23 protein-coding genes are annotated in these 25,541 nt (G+C 62.5%); 10 read left to right on the top strand and 13 right to left on the bottom strand.

Features of this window, described 5'->3' with window-relative positions; all coding sequences use genetic code 11:
• Positions 1 to 28 precede the first annotated feature (28 nt).
• On the bottom strand, positions 29 to 637 hold the full coding sequence (locus ACY69P_RS01700) for a MarC family protein (protein WP_462326367.1): 609 nt from the start codon (positions 635 to 637) through the stop codon (positions 29 to 31).
• A 215-nt stretch (positions 638 to 852) separates the two neighbouring features.
• Between ACY69P_RS01700 and ACY69P_RS01695 the strand changes: the two genes are divergently transcribed.
• Positions 853 to 5,208, top strand: coding sequence for a nidogen-like domain-containing protein (locus tag ACY69P_RS01695; protein ID WP_462326366.1), 4,356 nt, complete (start codon positions 853 to 855; stop codon positions 5,206 to 5,208).
• 90 nt (positions 5,209 to 5,298) lie between these two features.
• The gene (locus tag ACY69P_RS01690) at positions 5,299 to 6,669 is read left to right on the top strand and encodes a response regulator (protein ID WP_462326365.1); all 1,371 of its coding nucleotides are present in this window, start codon (positions 5,299 to 5,301) and stop codon (positions 6,667 to 6,669) included.
• Between the two features lie 144 nt (positions 6,670 to 6,813).
• Here ACY69P_RS01690 and ACY69P_RS01685 read toward each other — a convergent pair whose 3' ends face one another.
• Entirely contained in the window at positions 6,814 to 10,668 is a 3,855-nt protein-coding gene (locus ACY69P_RS01685; protein ID WP_462326364.1) for a PAS domain S-box protein, read from the bottom strand.
• Between the two features lie 196 nt (positions 10,669 to 10,864).
• Here ACY69P_RS01685 and ACY69P_RS01680 point away from each other — a divergent pair, with 196 nt between their 5' ends.
• The 8 genes from ACY69P_RS01680 (at position 10,865) to ACY69P_RS01645 (ending at position 14,313) form a co-directional block, all read left to right on the top strand.
• Positions 10,865 to 11,110, top strand: a complete 246-nt coding sequence (locus tag ACY69P_RS01680) for a hypothetical protein (RefSeq protein WP_404844164.1) — start codon at positions 10,865 to 10,867, stop codon at positions 11,108 to 11,110.
• A 12-nt stretch (positions 11,111 to 11,122) separates the two neighbouring features.
• On the top strand, positions 11,123 to 11,758 hold the full coding sequence (locus ACY69P_RS01675; RefSeq protein ID WP_459898591.1) for a LysE family translocator: 636 nt from the start codon (positions 11,123 to 11,125) through the stop codon (positions 11,756 to 11,758).
• Between the two features lie 20 nt (positions 11,759 to 11,778).
• Positions 11,779 to 12,552 (top strand): hypothetical protein, encoded by a 774-nt coding sequence (locus tag ACY69P_RS01670; RefSeq protein WP_462326363.1) that lies wholly within the window; start codon positions 11,779 to 11,781, stop codon positions 12,550 to 12,552.
• 106 nt (positions 12,553 to 12,658) lie between these two features.
• Positions 12,659 to 12,796, top strand: a complete 138-nt coding sequence (locus ACY69P_RS01665) for a hypothetical protein (protein ID WP_404844167.1) — start codon at positions 12,659 to 12,661, stop codon at positions 12,794 to 12,796.
• Positions 12,797 to 12,838: 42 nt separating this feature from the next.
• On the top strand, positions 12,839 to 13,324 hold the full coding sequence (locus ACY69P_RS01660) for a hypothetical protein (RefSeq protein ID WP_462326362.1): 486 nt from the start codon (positions 12,839 to 12,841) through the stop codon (positions 13,322 to 13,324).
• Between the two features lie 85 nt (positions 13,325 to 13,409).
• A complete protein-coding gene (locus ACY69P_RS01655; RefSeq protein WP_459898599.1) occupies positions 13,410 to 13,631 on the top strand; it encodes a hypothetical protein in 222 nt (73 codons plus the stop codon).
• A complete protein-coding gene (locus ACY69P_RS01650) occupies positions 13,631 to 13,837 on the top strand; it encodes a hypothetical protein (protein WP_459898600.1) in 207 nt (68 codons plus the stop codon). The genes ACY69P_RS01655 and ACY69P_RS01650 overlap by 1 nt, the downstream gene beginning before the upstream one ends.
• Positions 13,838 to 13,917: 80 nt before the next feature.
• Positions 13,918 to 14,313: a PilZ domain-containing protein gene (locus ACY69P_RS01645; protein WP_459898602.1), complete on the top strand. Its 396-nt coding sequence runs from the start codon at positions 13,918 to 13,920 to the stop codon at positions 14,311 to 14,313.
• Positions 14,314 to 14,410: 97 nt separating this feature from the next.
• Here ACY69P_RS01645 and rpe read toward each other — a convergent pair whose 3' ends face one another.
• The 11 genes from rpe to ACY69P_RS01590 all read right to left on the bottom strand — a co-directional run.
• The gene (gene rpe / locus ACY69P_RS01640) at positions 14,411 to 15,079 is read right to left on the bottom strand and encodes a ribulose-phosphate 3-epimerase (RefSeq protein WP_459898604.1); all 669 of its coding nucleotides are present in this window, start codon (positions 15,077 to 15,079) and stop codon (positions 14,411 to 14,413) included.
• A gap of 20 nt (positions 15,080 to 15,099) precedes the next feature.
• Positions 15,100 to 15,564, bottom strand: a complete 465-nt coding sequence (gene ahbA / locus ACY69P_RS01635) for a siroheme decarboxylase subunit alpha (RefSeq protein WP_462326361.1) — start codon at positions 15,562 to 15,564, stop codon at positions 15,100 to 15,102.
• Positions 15,564 to 16,730 (bottom strand): heme b synthase, encoded by a 1,167-nt coding sequence (ahbD, locus tag ACY69P_RS01630; RefSeq protein WP_462326360.1) that lies wholly within the window; start codon positions 16,728 to 16,730, stop codon positions 15,564 to 15,566. Before ahbD ends, ahbA begins: the two co-directional genes overlap by 1 nt.
• On the bottom strand, positions 16,720 to 17,727 hold the full coding sequence (gene hemB, locus ACY69P_RS01625) for a porphobilinogen synthase (RefSeq protein WP_459898609.1): 1,008 nt from the start codon (positions 17,725 to 17,727) through the stop codon (positions 16,720 to 16,722). The genes ahbD and hemB overlap by 11 nt, the downstream gene beginning before the upstream one ends.
• 62 nt (positions 17,728 to 17,789) lie before the next feature.
• Complete coding sequence (locus ACY69P_RS01620; RefSeq protein ID WP_459898611.1) at positions 17,790 to 17,945, bottom strand: hypothetical protein; 156 nt, start codon at positions 17,943 to 17,945, stop codon at positions 17,790 to 17,792.
• Positions 17,946 to 18,004: 59 nt separating this feature from the next.
• Positions 18,005 to 19,186, bottom strand: a complete 1,182-nt coding sequence (gene ahbC / locus ACY69P_RS01615) for a 12,18-didecarboxysiroheme deacetylase (RefSeq protein WP_404844177.1) — start codon at positions 19,184 to 19,186, stop codon at positions 18,005 to 18,007.
• Positions 19,187 to 19,476: 290 nt separating this feature from the next.
• Positions 19,477 to 22,656 carry an EAL domain-containing protein gene (locus tag ACY69P_RS01610; RefSeq protein ID WP_462326359.1) on the bottom strand — a complete coding sequence of 1,060 codons (3,180 nt, stop codon included), beginning with the start codon at positions 22,654 to 22,656 and terminating at the stop codon, positions 19,477 to 19,479.
• A gap of 243 nt (positions 22,657 to 22,899) precedes the next feature.
• Positions 22,900 to 23,556: a 4Fe-4S binding protein gene (locus ACY69P_RS01605; RefSeq protein ID WP_462326358.1), complete on the bottom strand. Its 657-nt coding sequence runs from the start codon at positions 23,554 to 23,556 to the stop codon at positions 22,900 to 22,902.
• A gap of 76 nt (positions 23,557 to 23,632) precedes the next feature.
• On the bottom strand, positions 23,633 to 24,298 hold the full coding sequence (locus tag ACY69P_RS01600; RefSeq protein ID WP_459898617.1) for a Kelch repeat-containing protein: 666 nt from the start codon (positions 24,296 to 24,298) through the stop codon (positions 23,633 to 23,635).
• Positions 24,299 to 24,393: 95 nt separating this feature from the next.
• Complete coding sequence (locus ACY69P_RS01595; protein ID WP_404844181.1) at positions 24,394 to 24,729, bottom strand: hypothetical protein; 336 nt, start codon at positions 24,727 to 24,729, stop codon at positions 24,394 to 24,396.
• An 18-nt stretch (positions 24,730 to 24,747) separates the two neighbouring features.
• On the bottom strand, positions 24,748 to 25,541 hold a 794-nt coding region (locus ACY69P_RS01590; protein ID WP_462326357.1), incomplete at its 5' end, for a YIP1 family protein.

Genomic DNA, 25,541 nt, shown 5'->3' with positions numbered 1-25,541 from the left:
GGGGATGGCGGCCTGCATGGTGGTTGTCCTACAGCGAGTGGACAAACAGCCGGATGCCGTCTTCCAGCATCTGGCAGGACATAAGAATAAGGATAAGGCCCATCAGCCGCTCCGCAGCGCGGAGGCCGCGCCGCCCCAGCAGCTTGGTCAGGACGGGGATGAGCAGCATGATGATGGCCGTTGCGGTCCAGGCCACCACAATGGAGGACAGCAAAATGGTGTTGTTGTCCGGCCGGTGGGCATACACCATCACCGCCGCCAGTAGGGACGGGCCGGCGATAAGAGGCACCGCAATGGGCACAAAGAAGGGGTCGTCGTCCATGGCGTCGGCGTTGTCGGCCTCTGCCGGGGGGAAGACCATCTTCATGGAAATGATGAACAAGATGGCGCCACCGGCAATGCGCATGGTGGATTGGCCAATGTCCAGAAGGGCCAGTAATCCTTCGCCAATATACATAAAGACGAGGATGACCAGCAGGGCGAAAAGGCATTCGCGCAGGATGATGCTCCGCTGTCGCGCAGGTGTCTGATTTTTGAGCAGTGAAAGGGAAATGGCTCCGTTGCCCACGGGGTCCATAATCAAAAAGAGTGGAAAGGCAATCTCAAAAATGTGCTTGGCGACTGCGTAAGAATCCAAATTTGTTCCTCCTGGGGTGATATTGCGGTGTTGTCTGCGGTGTGTTGCTTGGTGCGTTTCTCTCTGTCGATGATGATGCATTCCGTATGTTTGTTGGAAAATACGGGATGTGCTACGAGAAAAGTCAAGTTTCCTCTTTTTCGGGATGGCTTTGCCGACTATACTGATGGCAAACTCGAAAATCCCGCCAACACCCGCTACATCGGGAGAGTGCCATGCAACAGGTCGGTGAAGTTGCATCAATCAAAGGCCAAGCCTTTGCCGAGTCGGCAGATGGCGCGCGACCTCTTGAGGTCGGCAGTCCCATATACGCTCAGGACGTTCTTGTCACGTCCTCCGGAGCCAATGTGGAGGTCCGCTTTGCTGACGAAAGCGTGCTGTCGCAAGGCCCGGACGCGCGGCTGACCGTGGACGAGTACGTCTACGAGCCAGACGACCCGTCCGCCTCCGGCATGCTGCTCAACATGGCCAAGGGCACCTTCCGTATGGTGACCGGAAAAATCGTGGAGGACAACCCCGATGGCGTAAGCATGCAGTCGCCCCTTGCCACCATTGGCATCCGCGGTACGGGTGCGGACTTCGTCATTGGCGAGGATGGCAGCGAAAAGTACGGCATCTTCGACTACCACGAGCTGGACCTTGTTATCACCACGGAGCAGGGCACCCGCTTCATCACCGGTGCCAACGAGATTGTGGACGTGTTTGCCGATGGCACCATGGGCGCGCCGCGCCCTTACAGCCCCACAGAGCAGCAGATGCTGCAGAATATGGCACCCATCACCGTTGTGCCGGGCCTGTATCAGGCCCCCGACGCCCCGCAGGATGAGGGCGGCGAGGACGGTGGGGAAGAGGGCGACGCTGAGGGCGAAGGCGAAGGTGAGGGCGAAGGCGAAGGTGAGGGCGAAGGAGAAGGTGAGGGCGAAGGAGAAGGCGAGGGCGAAGGAGAAGGAGACCCCGAGGACGAGCTTGCCGGGGATGAACTGGCCGAGGGCGAAGGCGAAGGGGAGGAGGAACTTCCCGAGGAAGGCCCCGGCGAGGAGGAGCCTGTAGAGGGCGCGGAAGGCGAGGAACAGCCCGGCGATGAGGAGCTTCCTGACGAAGAACTCCTTGCCGGTGGCGACGAGCTGGAAGGCGAAGGCCCCGGCGACGAGCCGCCCGGAGAAGGCCCCGAAGGTGGCCCAGAAGGTGCACCAGACGACGCCCCGGACGAGCTGGCGGCCCTTGGCGAGGGCGGGCCGGAGGATGACCTTCCCGGCGAGGAGCCCGGCCTCGGTGAAGGCCTTGGCGATGATCTTGGCGACGGGCAGGATGATTTTGGTCCTGATGGCGACGCTGGCCCCGTTACCGGCGGCGAGACCGGTTTTGAAACAGGAAGCGGTTTTGACGGCGGCTCCGCCTTTGACGGTGGCACCGATCCCTTTGGCGGGGACGACGCCTTTGCCGGCGAAGGGACCGGAACGGGCGTTGGCACCGGTACCGGGACAGGCCCCATCAACACCGGTGGGCAGGACACCAACGACGACCTTGTGGACCTTATTACCGAACCACCTGCAACGGGCGATGATGACGACGACGATGACGACATCATTCCCATTGCCGATGATGACACCGCCCCCACAGGCGACGACACGCAGGCCTCCGGCGATACGGGCAGCGGCGACACAGGGGGCGACACCTCCTCTGGCGACGATGACGATAATGACTATCCCGTTGACCTCAGCGCGCTGAATCAGGTGAAGGGGACCAGCGGGGCGGACTCCTTGGCCGGCACTTCGGGCGGTGACGCCATGTACGGCGGCGACGGCAACGACACGCTCGACGGCGGCGCTGGCGGCGACGTTATCTTTAGCGGCGCAGGGGATGACGAGGTCCACGGCGGCGACGGACAGGACTTCATTGTCAGCGGTGCGGGCAATGACCTCTACTACGGCGACAGCCCCTACGACAATTTTGACTGGCTGGAATACGACCGCGACAAGGAAGGCGACTACACCAATGGCCGCGGCGGCGACGGCACGGGCGTGTATGTGGAGCTTGGCGACGCCACCGTGCCCGGAACCGGAGAGGGCACGGCCATCGACGACTGGGGCGACACGGACACCATCATTGGCGTTGAGGGCGTGGTGGGCGGCTTTTTCCGCGATACGCTCATCGGCAATTCGTCCGACAACGAACTCGTTGGGCTGGAGGAAAACGACAGCATCAACGGCATGGCTGGTAACGACCTCATCGACGGCGGCGAGGGCGCGGATACCCTTATCGGCGGTACCGGCTCCGAGAGCGGCTTTGACCTCATTTCCGGTGGCAGCGGGGACGACTCCATCCTTGGCGGCAACGAAACCTCAGACCCCGGCGACCCCTCGGCAGGGATTATGGGGTCCATGGTGGAGCAGCAGGGAAGCCTTGTCAGCGGTCTTGGCGGTTCGGTGGGCTTTGGTGAAAACTCCCTCGCGCGGGGCGACAGCGTCTCCGAGTTTGTCGATTTGTCCGACACCTTTATCCACGGCATCGGATTTGGGGGTGAGACCTACACGGGTGTGTACGTGAACACCAACGGCACTATCAGCTTCGGCTCGGCCTTTACGGACACCACCACAACGCCGCTGTCCATTGTGGAAACGCCCATCATCGCCCCATTCTGGGCGCATGTGGATACCAGCGGCGGCGTGGCCACGGGCGCGGACCTGACGAACGGCAACTCCGAAGGCTCCAACCTTGTCTGGTACGACATAGACTCCTCCCACAATATCCTCACCATCACCTGGGACGATGTGGGCTACGCCACAGGGAAGATTGACCACACCAACGCCTTCCAACTGCAGATTATCGACCGCAGCGACCGCAATATGGGCGATTACGACATCGTCATCCGGTACGAGGACATCGGCTGGGTGGACGACACCGACCCCACAGGCGCGGGCACAGGAACCAACCCCGCGCGCGTTGGTTGGGCGGACGGTACGGGCAGCTTTGAAGAGCCGCCGGAATCCGCCGATGCGGACGACTTGGCAGACCTCGCCACCACGGAAGGCAACGTGGGCACGGACGGCTTCCAGTATTTCCAGGTGGTCAATGGTGAACTGCGTGAGTTCTTCCAGACCAGCGACGGCCTGTACGGCGGTGACGGCAATGACACGATTGATGGTGAAGGCGGCAACGATGAGATAGGCGGCGACCTTGGCAACGATATGCTCATCGGCGGCATGGGCAACGATTATGTATGGGGTGGTGCGGGGCTGGATACGCTCATCGGCGGCGAAGGCAACGACTCCCTCGGCGGCGAAGACGACGCGGACGTCATGTATGGCGACGATACGCAGGGCGTGCTTTCGGGCGCTGATACGCTCTATGGCGGCTATGGCAACGATACCATGTATGGCGGCGGCGGGGCGGACTTGCTGTATGGTGAGGCCGGCGACGACGAGTTGGACGGCGGAGGCGGCGCTGACTCGGTCTCCGGCGGTGACGGGTTTGACGACCTCTTCGTCAGCGGCGGCGCGGATACCTTTGACGGCGGCGCTGACGGCGACATGCTGTCCTTCATCAACGGTGCCACAGGCGTGAGCCTGACGCTGTCCACAGGGATGGATACGCTGAATTATGACGGCGACGTCATCACCTACAACGATATCGAAGGCATTGAAGGGTCCCTGTACAACGACACCCTCACCGGCAACAGCGAGGCCAACGAACTCGATGGCGAAACCGGCAACGACTACATGAGCGGCGAGGCCGGAGACGATACCCTTGGCGGCGATGAGGGGGCGGATACCCTCCTTGGCGGTGGCGGCGCAGACATGCTGACTGGCGACGCCGGGGCGGATTCGCTGAATGGCGGCACCGAGAATGACACCATGGACGGCGGCGCGGACAACGACACGCTGGATGGTGGCGACGGCGCGGACCTGATTTCCGGTGGCCTCGGCGATGACCAGCTTATCGTCAGCTACGGCGCGGATACGTTCTCCGGCGGAGACGGCACGGATCTCATTGACTTTGTCAACAGCACCGCGGGGATGAACATCACCCTCGGCACCGGCGGCAGCGGGATGTTCACCTACAGCGGCTCCACCAATATGTATCAGGAGATAGAGGGCTTCATAGGTTCGGCCTATGCCGACTCGCTGAAGGGCAACGATGATGCCAACACCCTGAAGGGCATGGACAACAACGACCAACTCTTTGGCTTTGGCGGGGACGACTACCTGTACGGCGGCCTTGGCGTGGACGCCCTGACCGGCGGCAATGGCAACGACACGTTCTACTACGCGGATACCACCGACGGCGGCGACAGCATCGTCGACTTTGACAACAGCGTTTACGACGACATCTTCGTTTTCGACTCGGCCAATTTCGATTCGTCGGCAGGGTTTGTGGATTCCGCCATTGGCGGCTACGACGGGTCCAATGGCAACCTTAGCACAAGCGATGCCACCTTTGTCTACGATTCCACAAACAACGAGTTGTGGTATGACTCCGACGGCGATACATCGGGGGGGGCTCAACTCATTGCAACCGTATCGGGCGATGCGGTTACGGTCGCTGACATCGACTTCACCACGCCCACATAGCAAGTGAAAACAGCCCAGCCATGCTGCGGCGTGGCTGGGCTGCCGTGTTTGCGCGTGCTGCGCGCTCAGCCAGGAAGGGGAGGGCCGTCCATGTCGGCGAAGCAAAATATCGGCATCCTTGTGGGGGAACCAAGCACCACCGTTGCCAACATCATCGCCAAAATCCTTACGGATAATGGCTACAGCAAGGTGGCGTACTCCACGGACCCCGAGGAAATATTCACCATCCTCAAGGAGCGCGATACAGACATCGCCCTGCTGGATTTTGACATGACCGTGGCCGAGAGGTTTGCCCTACTGGACCGCATCGCCACGGACCGGGAGCTGTATCACCTGCCTATGATTCTCATGGGGCGCGGCGCGCCTGTCGGCATCATCGACGAGGCCATGCGCCTTGGCGCGCGCGACTACATCAACAAGCCCTTCACCCCTTACCTGCTTATGGTGCGGCTGGAGAAAATCCTCTTCGGTCCGCGAAAGCCCATCCGCCGTCCTATCTTCAAGGACGAAGGCATCGCCGCGCCGGACGCCGTGCACGAGGAGCTGTCACACTCCTCGGACAGCGTGCTGAAGCAAAAGGCGCTGGCCCTCAAGCTGGTGCAGGAAGGGCAAAACCTGTTGGAACTGCGCAAGTACGACAAGGCCATCGCCAAGTTTGCCGCGGCGGCGCGGGTGCACATGCTGTTTCCGGAAGCCTACATTGGCCTTGCCGAGGCCTTTCGCGGACAGGGCAATCTGGAGCGCTGGGGACAGTTCATGGGCAAGGCGGCGGAGACCTATGCGTGGCTGGACAAGGACGACAAGGCCGCAGACATCTACACCCGCGCCCGCAAGGCCGACCCACAAGCCCCCAACCCCTTTAAAACCGTTGCGGACCACATGGCGCAGCAAAAGGACAACCGCGCCCTGACGCGGCTGTACTCGCGTGCTGTGGAGGTGGAACCGCAAAGCGACGCCGCGCGCATAGGCCTTGCCCGCGCGCAGATGGAGAATGGCGACAAGGACGCCGCGGCCAAGACCCTTGCCCCCATCGCCTCGCGCGAGGCCATCCCCTCGGAGTTGCAGGGGCTGGCCCTTGAGGTGCGGCGCACGAATTCCCGCCCGCAAAACTCAACGGGCACCCGTATTGACTTCATCGAGGCGGCAGGCGGCTTTGATGGCCGCGAAAAGCGCCGCGCCCGCCGCATCCCCCTTGCCGAGTACGCGGCGCGTTTGCCGCAGAAGGAGCACAACTACCAGATTGTGGACGCCAGTGTCCTTGGCATCAGCTTCAAGCACGGCGGCGAGACCTTCGAGATTGGCGAGAGCGTGACCTTTGACCTGATGTCCCTCAGCGGAGTGAAGGTGAAGAAGGTGGAGGCCATTGTGCGGCGGATAACGCCGCTGGTGGTGGGGTGCGAACTGCGGGGCATGAGCAAGCGCCAAGTCGAGCAATACACATCAATTGTGCCGCCGGAGTAGCGCCGGGCCGGCAACGAATTCCTCAAGGATGCATTCCCTTCATGGGGGCGCGTGTGGCGACAGGGCGCGCGCTGATTGCTGGCGCTTTCTGATGCGCGGGGCGCGCGCCATGACGAAGCGCCAGTGGTGACCGCTCAGCGCTGTCTACTTGGGCGTCAGCGGCAGGCGGAGAGTGAAGGTTGTCCCTTCGCCTTCCTCGGACGTGAAGCTGATGCTGCCGCCGTGCTTTTCCACTATGACGGAATGGGCGATGTTGAGGCCCTGCCCCGTTCCCTTGCCGACGTCCTTGGTGGTGAAGAAGGGGTCGAATATGCGGCCCTGCACGGACTTTGGAATGCCTGCCCCCGTATCCGATATGCGTATCTCCATGTCGTCGCCGTCGCGCTGGGCGGTGATGGTAATCAGGCCCTTGGTGGCGCCGTCCTTGCCCACTTTGTCCGCAATGGCGTGGGAGGCGTTGATGATCATATTCAGCACCACCTGGTTGAACTCGTCCGGCAGGCAGATAAGCGGCGGCAGGTCCGTTGGAACGTCCGTTTCGAGCTCCGCAACGTACTTCCACTCATTGCGCGAGATCGTCACCGTGCTTTCAATGGCGGCCGCTATGTCCACGGGCACCTTTTCCTGCGCGCCGGGATGGGCGAAGTTCTTCATGGACCGGACAATCTTGGAGACGCGCTCCACGCCTTCAATGGTCTGGGTGATGGCGGTGGGCACCTCCTCGCGCAGGTAGTCGAGGTCTATGTCGTCAATCATCTCCGTCACGCGTTGGCGCAGGTCCGCCGTATCCTCTCCGGCGTCCAGCCGGGCGAGCAGTTCGCCATACAGGTCGATGAGCGCCGTGTAATCGGTGTAGGCATCGGATAAAAAGCGCGTGTTGTCCCCAACATACTGGGTGGGGGTGTTAATCTCGTGCGCAATGCCCGCCGCCAGCTGGCCGATGGATTCCAGCTTCTGCGCCTGCAGGGATTGGTGCTGCATGACCATCAGGTCCGTGATGTCGTTGCCAAGCAGCAGACAGCCGCGCGTGCCTTCCCCGTCGCTGCGGATGGGGTGCAGGCTCAGGCCAAGGATGCGCTTTACCCCATCGGCGCGGGTGTAATGGATTTCATCAATGCGCAGGGCTGTGCTGTTAGTTTGGCAGCGGTCCATGGACTGCATGACCACTTCCTGATCCCAGCTCAGGGCAAGGTCGGACAGGTGGCGGCCAATGGCGTCCGCTGCGGGGATGTTGAAGACCTCTGTGGCCTTGGTGTTCCAGTGCCGGATGGCGCCCTTGGAGTCGACGCCAATGAGGATGGACGAGATGGACGAGAGCAGAAGCTCCATCTCCGCATTGGCGGTGAGCAGGTCGCGCTCGGTTTGCTTGAGGGCTGTGATGTCGATGAAGTTATGGACGATGGAGCGCTTGCCGCCGAGCAGGGCCACAACCTCGTTGCCAAGGATGGGGATTTCCGCACCCTGCGCGGTCACGAGCACGCCCTGCCCGGACAGCCCGCGTATGGAACTGCCGTCACTGATGCACAGCGAGCCGGGACCGGGCTGGATAAATTCCGAAAAGTCGCGGCCCACCAACTCGTTTCGTGGCAGGCCAATAAGGTCCGAGGCCACGGGGTTGGCGTCCACGATGGAGAAGGAGTCTATGTCCGCCACCACAATGCCCGCCTGCAGGCTGTTGAATATTGTGCGCAGCCATTTTTCGCTTTCGCCGAGGCTGCGCTCCACCATGCGCTGGTGGGTGACGTCCATCACCACGCCCACAACACGGCTGGCGCGGCCATATTCGTCCAGCCCAATGGCTTTGGCGTGGATTTCCAAATGAATCCACCGCCCCGCGGCGTGGCGGAACTTGATGGTGGTGGTCAACTGCTGGGTGACGCCCTGAATGAAGTCGGAATATTCATCCAAAAAACGCGTGCGGTCATCCGGGGCAAAGCGCTCGTTCCACCAGTCCAGCTCCGCCGCCTCGTAGGGCAGGTGGCTGGACTCGTACCCCAGGAGCTGCGGGAGCTTTTGGTCCACAAAGGCGGTTTCGGGGTCCACGGGGATTGTGTGCTCGTAAATGACTGCGCCGCTGGCTTCAAAGGCGAGGGCCATACGTTCGCGCTCAAGGCGCAGGGCCTCTTCCATGTGCTTGCGGGCGGAAATGTCCTGCCCGTGGATGTTTACGTAGCGCTGCTCGGGAACCGGGGCAAAGACAAAGGCGTAGTAGCGGCGCTTGATGGCGATCTCCTTGCGGATGACGGCGTTGTCCGCAAGGCACTGCGCTGTTGGTTCGGCAAGCTCGGTGGGCAGGGTGTACAGACAGCCTTCCGTGCCAAGGGCGTCGCAGGCCGGGCTGTTGCTGTAGAGGATGTTGCCGTCGGAGGAGACGCGCAGGATGGGGTTTGGATTCTCGTCGGGGAAGCGGGCAAGGGCGCGTCGCTCGCGTTCGTTTTTGCGCTGGATGGTTACGTCGCGGACCATAAGCAGAATATAGTGCTGTTCGCCGTAGTCGAGGGTGGTGGCGCGCAGTTCGCATTCGAACTCCGTATTGTCGAAGCGGCGGCAGAAGGGCGCGGCAAAGGTGTCCAGCCCCTGCGCAAAGTTGTCCATGACGTTGCGCACGGTCTCCACATGGTCCGGGTGCAGCAACTCCGTGAGGTGGATGCCCCGCATCGTGTCCTGGGTGGTGTTAAACAGCGTGACGGCGGTCGTGTTGGCCTCCACCACGGTGCCATGCTCATTGACAATGAGCAGGCCATCGGACACGGACTCGAAAATGATGCGGTATTCCTGCTCGCGCAGTTCCAGTTCCTGCGTGCGCTCTATGACGCGCTGTTCCAGAAGCTGCTGCGAGCGCGCGCTCTCTTCCGCCGCGTCCTGCAGTTTGGCAAGGAAGACGTTGAACAGGCTGGCAAGGGTGCCAAATTCGTCGTTGGAGGTGACCTCCGCCCGGACGGCGTAGTTGCCGTCCGCGCCGCGCTTGAGCAATTGGACCAAGGTATTCATACGGCTCTGCATCCGCGAGGCAAAAAGCGAGGCCAGAATGAGCCCGGCAAGCAGGCCGCCGGCCGTGGCCCCCAGTACGGCAAGCCGCAGGTGGTTGAGCGGCAGGGAAAAGGTGCTGGGCAGTCCGGCCACCATAACCACCCAATCCAGCGTGGGCAGGCGCAGGTGATACATGAGCATGGTGCGCGGCATGGGCAGGGGCGGCGGGGCGAGGTCGACGGTCTGAAAGCCTGTGGGCGTGGACAGGACGGCGTCGATGTAGGGCTTGCCGTTGGCGTCGGTGGCGTTGGCGATGTTGCCCTCCAGCCATGGATGGGCCACCGCCTCGCCGGAGAGGGTGAGCACCGCGCTGAATCCGGATGGCCCGATGCGGTGGGCGAGGGTGCCCTTGCGCAGGTCATCGGTATCCACAAGGTCCAAAAATTCGCGCTTGCTCGCCGTGGCGGAGATAATCCAGTCCCACGGCAGAAAGTGCACCATGAAGAGAATTTTCTCCTGCGGCGGGCCCAGCTTGCTGCCGGGGCGTTCGTACTCAAGGAAGCCGCTTTTGCGGCGCATCTGCTCGCGGACAAAAGGGAGGTCGACGCCGGTCAGGTATCTGGCTTGATCACTGGGGTGGTAGATCAGCTCACCCTGGCTGTTGATGACATACAGGTAGCCCTGTTTGCCAATGGATACGCCTTGCATGGCGGCGATGGCGCGGCGTTTGGCCTGTTCTTCCGTCAGGGTGCCGTCGTGGGTCTGTTCGTACAACTGCATAATGATTTGCAGTTCATTGTGGGCCACAATGCGCAGATTGTCCTTTACGGAGGTGGTGGCGACGGTTTCCACCATATTGGCCAGCGAATGGGTGCTGTGCATGAGCACGGAGCGCAGGTGTTCCCCTTCCACTTTGCGCAGCGAAAGCTCCAGCGCCGTGCCGATTCCGGCCAGTGCCAGAAGAAACACTGCGGCAAACGCGGTGAAATATCGAAAGCTGATGCTGGAGCGGAAGGACTCGGACGCCATGGTCATTTCTCCTTGCGCGTCTGCGCCGGGCACGAGGGGACGAATATATATGGTATTCTACGCAGCAGATGAAAACAACCGATTCCCGGATATGTGCGGGTCTTTTTCCCTGCGCGGAAGATGGGTGGAGGTCCGCATCGGGATTTGATAGTGGTAGGGGGATTTACGCCGCACGTGGACAAAATGGAGGTGCGACATGGGAATGAAAAAAAAGATGCTCGGCTGGGCTATCCGCAAGCAGATAGAGGCCCATTCCGATGAAATACAGGCCGAGGTGGAGCGGGTGAAAGGTATCCGCTCCGTCAGCGAGGCCAAGGACTATGGCAAGGAAAAAATTGGTCAGGCCCGCGAGGTTTGGCAGGAACACGGTCCCGGCATCAAGGACGCCGCACAGCGGGAATGGGACCGCATGAAAAAGCGCCTGAAGGACGCTGATAAATAAGGACGACACGCGATGTTTGGAATTGAGGATTTTTTTGTGTTTTTGGCGGCGGGGCTGCTCCTGAACATTACCCCCGGGCCGGACATGTTTTACGTCGCCACGCGCAGCGCCGGGCAGGGCCGCCGTGCGGGCGTTGCCTCGGCCCTAGCCATCACTGTGGGCTGTGTGTGCCATACGGTGGCAGGCGCGCTGGGGCTGTCCGTGGTGCTGGCGCACTCCGCACTGGCGTTCAATATTGTGCGCTGGGTCGGTGCGGCCTACCTCATCTGGATGGGCATCAAACTCTTTATGACCCCGCCGCAGGACGGCGGTGAGGTTGCGCCCACGGTGGACGGCGAGCAGTCCTTCTTCCACATCTTTCGGCAGGGGCTGGTTGTGGCGCTGTTTAACCCCAAGGTGGCGCTGTTTTTCCTGTCCTTTTTGCCGCAGTTTGCGGACCCGGCATCGGCGGACTTTACCCGTCAGGTCATTATCCTTGGGCTGACCTTCACCACCACGGGCTGCGCGGTGATGATGGCCGTTGCGCTGTGCTTTGGCTGTGTGAGTTCGTGGGCGTCCGGACGGCCCGGTCTGCGCCGGATGCAGACGCGCGCCACCGGCGGCGTGTTTGTAACGCTTGGCCTGTGCCTTGGCCTGTCCGAACGCTGAATCCAGCAGGAGAATGACGCATGGGCAAGGGAATAGAGGAACTGGCCGACAGCCTGATGCACGAGACCCTCGTGGAGGCGGCGACAACATTCTTTGGCGCGCGCAAGAGCCTTGAGGACGAAATAGAGGCCTATACCGCCTCTCTCGACGCGCTGGAAAAGTTGGAAAAGCGGATGCTGGCGCGGGTTGGGGCGGTGCATTATCTGCTCATCGACCGCGCCGGGCTGGGCGCGTTTTTCGACGCTTTGGACGTGCGCGCGCCGCATCTTGAGGATATGTCCGACCCGGAGCACCGCGAGACCGCAGGCCTTGCCCCGGGCCTTGCCCTGACGCGGGCGGGGCGCTACGCGGGACTGCTGGCCACGGCCTACCACGAGATGCAGCTGGAGGTGGACATCTACCTGCATGGTCAGTACTACGACGCTCCCGACGGTTCCGGCCGCAAACTCATTACGCCAAACTACACGCAGGTGCACGGCTGGTGCGAGCGCATTAATACGCGCATTGAGGCTGTGAACCGCGACCATTCGCCATCCGGCACCCTGTGTTTCGTCAAGGGGCTGGACCCGGCGGCGCTGGAGCGCCAGCGCCTTGCGGGGGGCACGTTTTCCAACTACTGCTCCGAGATTGACGAGGAGCTGAAGTTTCAGCCCGTGCAGTGCCTTGGCATGCACGCGGTGCACCCGCCGGACCTGCCGCCCCTTGCGGAGGTGAAAAAGCCGCTGAAGGCCTTTGCCAAGGCGTATTTTAAGCAGCACGCCGAGGAGCTGACCGCGCGCATGGCGGCGCTGTAGCGCTGTGGACGTGGCGGGGCTGGCGGCCAAGGTGCTTGCGCGTCGTGGTGCAAACAGCTAGGACTGTCAGGTCGTTATCATCACGAACCGCGCCGGGAGGTCGGCCATGTGGGCATCACTTTCCAGAGGGATGCAGATTATCATCATAACCGGGCTGTTTTCCGTCGTGGCCTTTGGCATTGGGGCGCTCATCGTGTGGCGCCACAACCGCACAAAGGGTGACGGGGACGACGCGGACCGCTAGGCGCGGGACCGTCCGTCACGTCGCCGCAGGCGCGCTGGCTGCATGTGGCCGCAAAAGGCCGCCGCGCCGCCGCAGGCCGTGGACGTGGCCGCGCCACAGGAATCAATGAAGCACCTCGTATTTTCCATGAGCGGACTGCGCCGCAATGGCTGGAAGATTGGCTACGTCGCCGTGGGCCTGCTGTACGCTCTGCTGAGTCAGGTGTATGTGCCCTATGCGATACGGTTCGTCCCTCTTGCGGTATGGGGCGCCGGCGTTGTGGTCATTGCTGTTGCCGGGCGCAGGTCCGGGGACGCACTGCGCCGCCACAGGTGGAAGTTTGGCTTCATTGCCGCGGGGCTGCTGTTCATTCCACTCAGCCGCCTTTTCGTGCCGTTTTGGGTGCGGGTTCCTCTTTTGGCGGTGTGGACCATAGGCGTCGTCGGCATAATGTGTACCGGGCTGTATTCCGCCGTCCGCGGCTCTCGGCGTAGGTCGTATGACGCCACAGCCGCCCATGATGTGGCGGAGGACGATGCGGACCGCTAGCGCGGCCCCGTCTGGACACGGCGCAGGGTGCGCCAGAGTATTTCGAGCACAGAGAGCACAAGAGCGAGGGAGCGTAGAGATGCGGATGCTGAAGCTGTTTATTAAGATATTGGGATTCGTCCTGGCCGTGCCGTTCATCACGTACGGCTTTTTGGGCATCATTCGGTTCCTGCAGTTGGAGAACGTGATTGATTCCTATCTGGGCCTTGTTGGATCCTATAAAAACCCGGTCACGGCGTTTATTCTGGTCGTCATTGGCGTCTGCCTCGTCTATGGCCTGAATGCGCTGTCGGACAAGATGCGCTAATGAAGAACTCACTGTTTTCCGATTCCGGATTGCGCCGTAATGGCTGGAAGATTGGGTACTTTGCCGCAGGCATTCTGTTTATTCCCCTCAGCCGCCTTTTCGTGCCGTTTTGGGTGCGTTTTCCCCTTCTTGCGGCGTGGGCCATTGGCCTTGCGGTCATTTTGGCCCGTCAGCTGTCCCGCCCGGACGATTCCTCCGGTTCCTAACCGGGGCTGACACGCAACACGATTCATCGTATTCTACAGGCGGACCACCAGCCCCCACACCGGGGAAAGGGAGGGATGCCATGCCGGATAGGCGCAAGCGAAGCCGCGTGGAAACGCACTTTGCCGGTGTTGTGTTTTGCGAAAGCCGCGATTTTTCCATTGCCACGGAAAATATAAGCCTCAAGGGCGCGCTGTGTGAGGTGGTGGACGACACCGCCGAGGGCCTTGACGGCGAATCGTGCATCATGCGCATCACGCTGTCTGCCGATGCAGTCATTGAGGTGCGCGGGTCCCTTGTGCGCGCCGGGAGGAACAGGGTCGCCATTGACTTTGAGGAAATGGACCCCGATTCCTACGCCCACCTGCGCAATATCGTCCGCCTGCTCGCCGATGACGCGGACCTCATTGATGAGGAGCAAACCGCCCGCGGCTTTGACGGGGATGAGGACGACGACGCCTTTGAACGCCAAAATTAACGCGCCCCCTCGCGGCGCGCTCTGCAACTGTATACAGAAAGGCGCCCTGCCGCATTGTGCGGCAGGGCGCCTTTTTGTGTGTGGCTGTGGGCGGCTGTTACAGCGCGCCAGCGGCCTTCAGGAACGTTTCGTGGCGCTCCTTGTAGGGCGGATGCTTGAAGAAGGCGGAGCCGGAAACCAGCACGTCCGCGCCGGCGGCCACGAGGTCCGGGGTGTTTTCCGGCGTGCAGCCGCCGTCCACCTGAATGAGCATCTCCGGGTTCCAGTCGTTGCGCAGGGCAGACAGTTCGGAGAGCTTGTCCATGGTGAAGGGGATGAACTTCTGGCCGCCAAAGCCCGGGTTCACGCTCATGAGCAGGACCATGTCCAGCTGGGGAATGAGGTATTCCACGTCAAAAAGCGAGGTGGCGGGGTTGAGCGCAACGGCGCACTTGGCGCCAAGGCGGCGGATTTCGCTGACGGTGCGCTCCAGATGGCGGGTGGTCTCGGCGTGCACGCAGATGAGGTCCGCGCCGGCGTCCACAAAGTCCGCAAGGTAGCGCTCGGGCTCTTCGATCATCAGGTGCACGTCGAAGAAGAGGTTCGATTTCTTGCGCAGAGCCTTGATGATGGGCTGGCCGAGGGTGATGTTCGGCACAAAGCGGCCGTCCATGACGTCCCAGTGCACCCATTTGAGTCCCGCCTCTTCCAGAGCTGTCAGCTCCTCGGTCATGCGGCCGAAGTCGCAGGACAGAAGGGAGGGGGACAGGATGAATTCACGCTGCATTGTATGGTCCTCCGGCGGGCTTAGGCCCCGTCGGTGTTGTGGTTCATTTTGAAGTCCACCTTAATCTTATACAGCATGTCCGCGGGCAGGTGGAGGATGTCGATACCGGTCTTGCGCGTGATGGCGGCAAGGGTTTCGGCCACAATCTCCGGGGACTCGCCAATAAAGGTGAACCAGACATTAAAGTGATGGTTCCGCAGGTAGTTGTGGGTGACGCCGGTATGGGCGTTCACCTCGGCGACAAAGTCGTCGAATTTGTCCTCGGGCACGCAGGCGGCGCACAGTGTGGAGTGCCAGCCCAGCGCCTTGGACTGAAAGTTGCCACCAATGCGGCGGATGACGCCCTGCTGCTTGAGGGCGCGCACGCGGGCCAGCGTTTCGGCCTCCGTGAGGCCAATGCGCTCGCCCACCACCGCGTAGGGGCGTGATTCCAGCGGAAAGTCGGACTGGATGATGTCGAGAATCTGCTTGTCGAGGGAGTCCATTATGCCTCCTTCTTGGCCTTGCGCGGGGTGTAGGTGCACAGCGGCTCTTCGGCAAGATGGCTGCCGTTCATGGTGTAGGCGCGGGCGCGGCAGCCGGCGCAGACCTTGTGGTACTCGCACACGCCGCATTTGCCTTCAAAACACTTCTGGTTGCGGAACTCGTTGAAGTGCTTGGAGTTGGCCCAGATTTCCGGGAAGGGCGTGTCGCGCACGTTGCCGCAGTCCAGATCAAGGTAGCCGCAGGGCTGCACCTGTCCGGTGTGGGAAATAAAGCAGAAGCCCACACCGCCAAGGCACCCGCGGGACACGGCGTCGAGGCCGAAGTTCTCGAAGGTGACGGGGATGCCTTCTTCCTTGGCGCGCTGGCGCAGAATGCGGTGATAGTGCGGCGCGCAGGTGGCCTTGAGCTGCATGTCCGTGGTTTTGCGGAAGTCGTAGAACCAGTTGAGCACGTCCTCGTACTCGGCGGCGGTGATGATTTCCTCGCCGATTTCGGCGGCGCGTCCGGTGGGGACAAGCAGGAAAATGTGCCACGCCACCGCGCCAAGGTCTTCGCACAGCTGGAAGATGTCGCGGAACATGCCAAGGTTGCCCTTGGTCACGGTGGTGTTGATCTGGAATTCCAGCCCGGCTTTCTTGAGGTATTCAATGCCGCGCATGCTGGCCTCGAATGCCCCGGGCACGCCGCGGAATTCGTCGTGGCTGGCGGCGTCCGGGCCGTCGATGGAGATGGACACGCGCTCAATGCCCGCGGCCTTCATCTCCTTGGCGCTCTCCTCGGTGATGAGGGTGCCGTTGGGGGCCATGACGCAGCGCAGGTCTTTGCTCTTGGCGTAGCGCACCAGCTCCGGCCAGTCCTTGCGCATCATGGGTTCACCGCCGGTGAAGATGATGATGGGGCTGCCGGTTTCGGGGAAGGTGTCGATAAGGGCCTTGGCTTCCTCGGTGGAAAACTCGCCGGGGTAGGGCTCCGTGTGCGCCTCGGCGCGGCAGTGTTTGCACGCCAGATTGCAGGAGCGGGTGATTTCCCATGCGATGAGCCGCAGCGGCGGCGCCGCGCCCTCGGCCTGAGCGTGCCCGTGCGGCGCGCCGCCGGGGTGCCCCTTGCCGGGATGACCGGCAGGCGCTGCGCCCGGATGCTCAAAACTGTCTTGTCTATCGCTCATTCTCGCTCCTCATCAGGCGCAGAACGTCCTCGGTAAAGTAGGTCATAATGATTTCCGCACCGGCGCGCTTGATGCCGATGAGGGATTCCATCATCACCGCGTCGCCGTCCACCCAGCCGTTGAGGGCGGCGGCCTTGATCATGGCGTACTCGCCGCTGACCTGATAGGCGGCCACCGGGCAGTCAAAGCTGTCGCGCACGGCGCGGATGACGTCCTGATAGGGCATGGCGGGCTTAACCATGATGATGTCCGCGCCTTCTTCGATGTCGGCTGCGGCTTCGCGCAGGCCCTCGCGGAAGTTGCCGGGGTCCATCTGATAGGTGCGGCGGTCGCCGTGAGAGGGGCAGCTTTCGGCGGCCTCGCGGAACGGGCCGTAGAAGGATGATGCGTATTTGACCGCGTAGGACATGACGGGAAGGTCGGCGTAGCCGGCGTCATCCAGCGCGGTGCGGATGGCCAGCACGCGGCCGTCCATCATGTCAGACGGAGCGACCATGTCGGCCCCGGCCTCGGCGTGGGAGACGGCCGTCTTGGCCAGCAGGTCGAGGGTGGGGTCGTTCTGCACAAGGCCGGTGGTGTCGCACTCGTCCAGCAGGCCGCAGTGGCCGTGGGAGGTGTACTCGCACAGGCACACGTCGGTGGCGATGACAAGGTCGGGGAAGCGCTTTTTCAGGCGGCGCGTGGCGCGCTGCACAATGCCGTCCTCGGCGTATGCGCCGGAGGCGATAGCGTCTTTTTCGGCGGGGATGCCAAAGAGCATGCAGGAGCGCATGCCAAGGGCAACGGCCTCGGCGACCTGCTTTTCCAGTTCGTCAAGGGAGAGCTGGAACTGACCGGGCATGGCCCCGATGGGCTTGCGCAGTGCCGGGTCGTTCGTCTCCACGACGAAGTAGGGCATCATGAGGTCTTCGGGCAGGATGGTCGTTTCGCGGACGAGGGCGCGCATGCTGGCGCTGCGGCGCAGTCGGCGTCCACGGAAAAATGCAGGCAGGTCCATGGTATGAACTCCTTTATGCATAGGCGCCGGGACGCGTACTCAGACGCGCCCCGGCGTGGACGTTATTTGGATGAATGTCGGTTCATTGCCGCTTCGGCTGCTTTGGCCTTGGCGCGGCGTTTGGCGGCCTCGGCCTCGCGCGCGGCGTAGGCCTTGCAGAATTCACATTCCTCGCGCAGCTCCATCACGTTGGTGCAGCGGCGCTGGTGGATTTCCACGGCCTGATCCAGAACGGCGGTGGCCCGGCCGCCCTGAAGCGTGTTGAAGAACAGGCGTCTTACCGCTTGATTTCTTCGTCGGTTAAATAGCACGCCGGGTCGGGAGCCCACACGTCCCCGTAGTATGCTTCGGCCCGGGCCCTGAAATTGCCGCCGCAGATGGCGAGGTATTTGCATTCTGCACACCGTCCTTTCACGTGGCTTTTCTTATCCTTAAGCTGGTGGAGCAGCTCGATATTCGGGTCGTCCCAAATTTCGGAGAAGGGGCGCTCGAGAACGTTGCCAAAGGTGTGGTTGCGCCAGAACTGGTCCGCGTGGACCTGTCCGTCCCAGGAGATGCAACCAATGCCGCGGCCGGAGTTGTTGCCTTCGTTGAAGTTCAAGAGCTCGGCAACTTCTTCGGCGCGTTTGGGATCTTCCTGCAGCAGGCGCAGGTAGACGAGGGGGCCGTCGGCGTGGTTGTCCACGGTGAGAACTTCCTTCTCAAGGCCGTCGTCAAAGCACTTTCTGGTCTCGTCCATGATGAGGTTGACCACGTCGCGGGTTTCCTGATGGTCAAGGTCTTCCTTGATCAGTTCGGAGCCGCGGCCGGAGTAGACGAGGTGGTAGAAGCAGATGCGGGGGACTTCAAGGTCGCGCAGCAGCTGGAACAGCTTGGGCACTTCCTGCTGGTTGCGCTTGTTGATGGTAAAGCGCAGGCCCACTTTGAGGCCCTCGGCCTTACAGTTCTCAATGCCCTGAATGGCGCGCTTGAATGCGCCGGGCACCTTGCGGAACTTGTCGTGGATTTCCTCGCCGCCATCAAGGGAGATGCCCACGTAGGACAGGCCGATCTTTTTGAGCTCTGCGGCCTTTTCCTTGGTGATGAGGGTGCCGTTGGTGGAGATAACGGCGCGCATGCCGTTTTCCGTGGCGTATTTGGCAAGGTCGGGCAGGTCCTGACGGACGAGCGGTTCGCCGCCGGAGAAGAGCATGACAGGCGCGCCGTAGTCGGCAAGATCCTTAATAAGGGTCTTGGCCTGCGTGGTATCAATCTCGTCCTTGCCGTCGGGGTCCACGGCCTGTGCGTAGCAGTGCACGCACTTGAGGTTGCAGCGGCGGGTCATGTTCCAGACCACGACCGGCTTTTTATCTTTGGAGAACTGCAGCAGGTGGGAAGGCAGTTTGCCGGATTCACGCCCGTAGCGCAGGGCGTCCGACGCTTCCACGGCGCCGCAGTACAGTTTCGAAATGCCTATCATGAGCGCCTCCGTATTGATTCGCCGGGAGCATGTGTCGGAGTCGGTCACTCCCCGGCGGATGAGTCTGGACCATCGCCGCGGTGGCGGCGTGGCGAAGGGCAACATAGTCTTTACAGCCCGCGGAGTCAAAGCGAGATACCAGCGGTCACCATTCCATACCACTTAAGTATGAAATGAGCAAAGGCAAGGCATGGTGTCACCTGCCGGACAGCCCCGCCATCCGTGGAATATGACGGATGGCGGGAATTTTTTTCTGTGGGGATTGCGGCGGTGGACGGAGGCGCGGCGGGCTACCACCGCGGGGCGCGGGCGAGCAGGGTGCGCGCTTCGGTGTGGGGGAGGGGGCGCGAGAACAGATAGCCTTGCCCGTATTCGCACCCGAGCTTGCGCAGGGCGCGCAGTTGCCCTTCATCCTCGATGCCTTCCGCGATGACCTTCTTGCCGAGGCCGTGGGCGAGGGTGATGATGGCTTGGACGATTTTTGCGACTTCCGGCGTGGTCAGCATGGCGGCCACAAAGGATTGGTCCACCTTCAGGAAGTCGAAGGGAAAGCGCGTCAGGTAGGCCAGTGAGGAGTACCCGGTGCCAAAGTCGTCAATGGCGAGGGAGACGCCAAGGTTGCGCAGGTCGCCCAGCACATGCAGGGCGGTGTCCGCATTGCTCATGAGGCCGCTTTCGGTGATCTCCAGCTTCACCTGCGCTGGGGTAAGGCCGCTTTGCTCAATGATGTGCGCCACGGTATCCACAATGCCCGGCGACATCATTTGCGGTACGGCAAGGTTCACGCTGATGTCCGGATGGGCAAGGGCGTCCTCGCTGCGCCACTGGGCCACGCGGGAGCAGGCTTCGGCAAGGATGTGCTCACCAATGGGCAGGATGAGGCCGTTTTCCTCCGCGAGGGGGATAAACGTCCCCGGTGAAACAAGGCCGCGCTCCGGATTGCGCCAGCGGGCAAGAGCCTCGAAGCCGGAAATGGTCCCGGTGGAGAGGTCCACCAAAGGCTGGAAAAACGGTTCGAATTCCTTGCGCTCTGCCGCGCGCTGCATTTCCGTCTCCAGCAGCAGGCGCTGGGAGGCATGGGCGTGCATGGTGGGGTCGAAGACGGCGCTGTGTCCCTGCCCGCTGGCCTTGGCGCGGTACATGGCGATGTCCGCATTGCGCACCATGTCTTCGGCGGAGAAGGCGTCCAAGACATCCACCGCAATGCCGATGCTGGCGGTGGTGAACAGCTCGTGTGTGTCGATGACAAAGGGCGGGCGCAGGGCTTCGTGCAGGCGGTCCGCCACGGTGTGTGCGTCGCCTGCGCTGGCAACAGGGGAGAGCAGCACGCCAAATTCATCCCCGCCAAGGCGGGCCAAGGTCTCGCCCCCGCGCAGCGCGCCGGTGAGGCGGCGGGCAATTTGGCTGATAAGGCGGTCCCCCATGGCGTGGCCGAGGCTGTCGTTGACGTTTTTAAAGCCGTCCATGTCGAGCAGGAGCACGGCGTAGCCGTGACCCGCGCGGGCGGAGGCCGCCTTGATGCGGTCCGTCCGGTCCACGAACAGGGCGCGGTTTGGCAGGCCGGTGAGGGCATCGTGAAAGGCGTCGTGCTGGATTTGTTCCTCGGCGCGTTTTCGTTCGGTGATGTCCATGGCGTAGATGTGCAGTTGCTTGTCGCCGGGGATGGGGTGGTACACCCACGAGTAGGTCCGGCCCATGACGGTATGCTCAATGGCATCGGAGTCCCGTCCCGACGTCAGTGCGGCGGCGGCGATGTGCTCGTGCCCCTGCGGCAGAAAGTCGCGCGGGCTCAGAAGGCCAAGGCGCTGGATATGCGCGGTGGCTGAAGGGTTGGTGTAGGAGATGTTTCCGGTGGCGTCCACGGCCAGTACGGGGTTGGGGTTGAGCTCCGGGAAGGTGGCGAGGCGGCGTATTTCCTGCTCCTGCTCACGGATTTGGGTCAGGTCCGTCACAAGGCTGAATGCGCCGATGGTGGCGCCGTCCAGGTCGAAAATGGGCGCGACATCGTAGCGGAAATGGATGGTGCGCCCGGCCTGTGTGGTCAGGGACATTTCAATGCCCTGAAAGGCCCGCCGCTCGCGCATGGCGCGTCCTGTGAATGTTGTGTGGTCTGTGTCGCCGTAGAAGAATTCCGCAATGCTTTGCCCCACGTATTCCTCTGGCGCGCCGCTGCGGTCGTACATGTCCAGATAGGGCTGGTTGACGTAGGTGAGGCGTTCTTCGGCGTCCGCGACCACGCAGGGCACGGTGAGGCCGTGGAGGATGCCGTTCAGATAGCCCATGCGCTGCTTCATCTGCTGGACCATACGCTGGATGGAGGTGGCGAGTTTGCCCACCTCTGCGCTGTGGTCCGTTGGCAGGGTGGCGGAGTAGTTTCCGCGCGACACCGCGTGGGAGTAGTGCACCACTTCGGCGAGGGCGACGGACACGGAGCGGTAGGTTCGGATGACCATCCACACGGCAAAGGCCAGCGCGCAGACGCTGAGCGCCAGCCCCATGGTGCGCCACGTGGCGTAGCTGTTGCGCCGCAGGCGGATGAGCGTGTCCAGTTCGTCAAGGGCGGTGTTCATGAGGCGGACCTCGGCGTCCGTGGCGGTGCGCAGCAGCGCCGGAACACTGGCGGCGGACGACGGGCTGGTCTTGATGGCGGTCAGCGCCGTGAGCACATCGTCCATGGTGGCGGAAAAGGCCGCAAGCTCGGAGGCAAAGCGGTCCTGAAGCGTGGGGCTTGCGCCGTAGAAGGCGTCGTCCTCCATGATGGCGGCGGCCGCGGACTGCGTTAGGTCCACAAGGTCCCTCTCCTTGATAAGGGCGAGGGTTTGCAGCCACTGCTCGGACAGGGCGGCGCTTTGTGGCACCTGCACCACCGCGGTAGTGAGCATGCCAAGCTGGTGCGTATGGATGATGATATTGGGCAGAATGCGCGACACCAGCCGCGCAAGGTGGGCGCTGTCGTGCACGGGGTCCACGGTGATGAGCGAGCTGTCCGCCGTGTTGCGGATAAGGGTTTGCAGGGCGGTCATAAGCGGCGGCGGAGTGCCCGGCGTGGGCGGAAGCGCCGGAGCCGGTGCATTCCACAGCTGGTGGAGGCCGTGGGGATGGGGCCGCATGCGGATGCGGCGGGTTATGCCGACGATGGAGTCGTTGACAAAGCGGTCAAAGTCTTCGTCCATGCGCATGAGGTCGGCGATGGTCGCCTCAATGCGGCCCGCGGCTTCGGCCATGTCGCTTTCTGGCGGCACATCCTGCACGGTGCGCGCCCCGGCGCGGTGCAGGGCGGAAATGTCGCGGAAGAGGGGGGTGGCCGTGCGGATGTAGCGCGTGCCCACCAACTCGGTGTCCGCAATGCCGATATCGTAGCGGAAGCTGACCTCCATGAACCATGTCAAAATGGCGAGAGGCAGAACAAAGGCCAGAGAGCTGAGCAGCATTCTGGTGGAGAGGTTCAGAGGGCGAAAACGGGCCTCCACGGCGGTGTGCTCCTGCGTTGTGACGTGAAGCGAATAGGACCGCGTCGCCCCCGCGTGCCCCGTGGAAGAAAATGCAGGGGCGAGCTGGGCGCGGCGGTGGATAACACCTTTGGCAGTGTACCCGAGGGGGAAGAAAAAAGCGACAGCTCTGGCGCGAAGAGGACGCGCGTCACGGCGTTGTCACGGAGCGCGGGCGCAAAAAAGCCCGGCAGGGCCGGGCTGAAAAGACTGTGCAGAGGGCGGCTAGGACGGCAGAACAGCGTCCGGGCCAAGGCGCTCCATGAGCGCGCCAAGGCGTTCGCGGGGGTGGCGCCGGGTCAGGTAGTTGTCCAGAACCTGCGCGGCTAGGGCGGGGATGTCGCTGGCGGCGACGGCGCTGTAGCACTCTGTGGCAAGGCGCGGGTGTCGGCCCAGCTTGCCGCCAAGCTGAACGCGGAAGCCGTGGGGACCGGGCGTGAGCGTGCGCGTAGGGCAGGAGGCCATACACGCGCCGCAGCGCACGCAGGCGTCCGTATCAACAGCGGTAACGCAGCCCATATCATTGGCGACAAGGGCCTTTTCGCGGCACAGGTCAAAGCAGGTGCCGCATCCGGCGCACGGGGCGTCGCTGACCAGCGGGGAGACCGCGCCAATGCAGCCAATGTCCGCAATCTGCGGGCGCGAACAGCCGTTGGGACAGTACGAGATGGAAATGGTGACCGTGTGGTGCATGGGGACCACGCCGCCGAGGGCGCTTTGCAGACGCTCGCCAAAACCGGAGGCGGTTACGGCCTCATGGATTTGCTCGGGCAGGGTAGGGGCGTCCAGCACGGCGTTGGGGCAGCCGTTGGCGCCGAAGCACGGCGTAATGCGCAGACCGGGGCCTTTGAGAATCTGTGGAGTGGGGCGCTGTGTTGTCATGTGTCCTGTGTGCATGATGGAGCGGCCGCCGTCTTTGACCTTGGTCAAAAAGGGCGGCCGCCGTTGGTGGCAGGGGCTAGAGCGCGGAGTCGGCGCCGGGGTCCTGAACGGGCTGGTTCCAGTCCGCGACGGGCGCGCCAATGTCCGTGGCAATGGTGCTCATGATGGCCTGAATCGGCTCCATGGGCATGCGCGACTGCTGGGTGAAGAAGATAAAGTCCTTGGTGCGTCCGGGGCTCATCTGACCGGCCTGCGCCATGGACCAGATAAGCGAGCCGGTGGAGGCGTCGTAGATTTCCACACGGACGGCGAGGTTGGTTTCGCCCTGCGTGCCGCCAAACATCACATGGGTGATGTCCCCGGCCACGATGAGGTCGGCGTGCGCGGCGCGGGCAATGGGCATGGCGTTGGCGGCGGTGGTCCACTTGGCGTCTGGCGCAAATGTCAGGACGGGGAATACCTCGTTTTGCTGCCACTTCTGGAGCAGGGTGCGGGTGAGCTCGCGGCTGAGGTAGCGGTGGTCGTCCACGCGCTGGTGGATGCGCAGCGGCAGGACCACGGCGGTGAGCTTCTGCATGGGGTGGTTTTGCGGATGCACCATGGTCTGGACATCCGAAACATCCACATACTCGTTGATGTAGACGGTTCCCGGGCCGGAGAGGTCAAAGTCTGCGGCGCATGAGCACAACATGAGGCTGGCCGCGAGGGCGGCGCAAAAGAGAGTGATGGTGCGGACGGTCATGGTTTGGGAAAGCTCCTTGCGTTCTTGCTGTTCTGCCGGAAGGCACGGGGCCTTCCGGCAGAAAATGAAGCAAGATGCATGCCGCAGACGAGCGGTTATTGGATGGTCGTGGTGGGGGACGGCGCGGAGTTCAGCGACTCCAAAAGCTGATCGCGCGAGGAGAGCAGGCTTTCGCGCAGTTCCAGCCGCTTTTGCGGGGACAGGCGCTTAAACTCCGGCTTGGAGGCAAGGTCCTCAAGCTGGGCCATTTCCTCGCGGATGCGGCGCAGGCGGGTTTGGAACCTCGGCTCGCTATGCCAGAGTTTTGACGCGGCGTCGGCCAACTCCAAAAGCTCCGCGGACAGCTCCAGAAAGCTCTTGGGGTCGATTTCCTTGGCCCTGCGTCTGGCCTGAATGGTCTCGCGAATGCGCTGTTTGAACTTTTTGATCATGGCCGCTCCTCGCCGGAATTAGAACACGGGCTGCTGTCCCGGACCTGCGGCCAGAAGCACCGCCGTCACAAATGCCGTAAACAGGATAAACGGTATCCCAAGGGCAATGGTGACGCGGGTGTAGCTGGTTTCGTGCGCATGCTTCAGGCCGATAATGATAAGCCCAAGGTACCAAAACGACCCTGCAAGCGGCCCAATAAGCGGCACGGCGGCCAGCAGTGTGGGCGCGGAGGCGTACGAGCAAACCCGGAACGTCGTGGTAAACCCGTTCTTGGCCGCCTTGAAGGGCATCAGGGCCAAGTGGGTAATACCCGATGTCACCATAATGCCGACGGCGAGAAGAATAGGCAAGACCATCACGAGCGCGGCAAGGGTCGCGGCGGTGGATGCGGACTCAACGTTGCTGCTCTGCGGGAAGATATACGTCGTCAGGTCAAGGCCCATGGTCTGCCACGCCGTCTGGAAGTAGGCCGACAGCATCCCCGTGAGCATATAAAACGCAAAGGGGCGCTTTTTGCCGGTATCAAGGGGCATAGTGGCAAAGAACAGCCGCGGGCTCAGGCAGATGCGCTTGATGGTTTCCGACAGGCCGTTGAAGAAGCCGTGCTCCTCCAGATGCTCAAAGGGCACGTCGATACGCGGGCGTTCGGCGTCGTGGGTGTCGCGCGGGGGCGGCATGTCGCCGGGGCGGCGTTCGTCTTCGGGGGCCATGTCCTCCAGCTTGGACCAGATATCATCCGGCGCGTCTGTGTGACGCTGGGGCTGACCGGGCATGTGCTCATGGCCGGGGGCATGCATGCCTGCGCGGTCCG

The sequence above is a fragment of the Desulfobaculum sp. genome (assembly GCF_054921475.1).
Note: the sequence above shows the minus strand (reverse complement) of the source record. Positions and strands in the feature narration are given on the sequence as shown.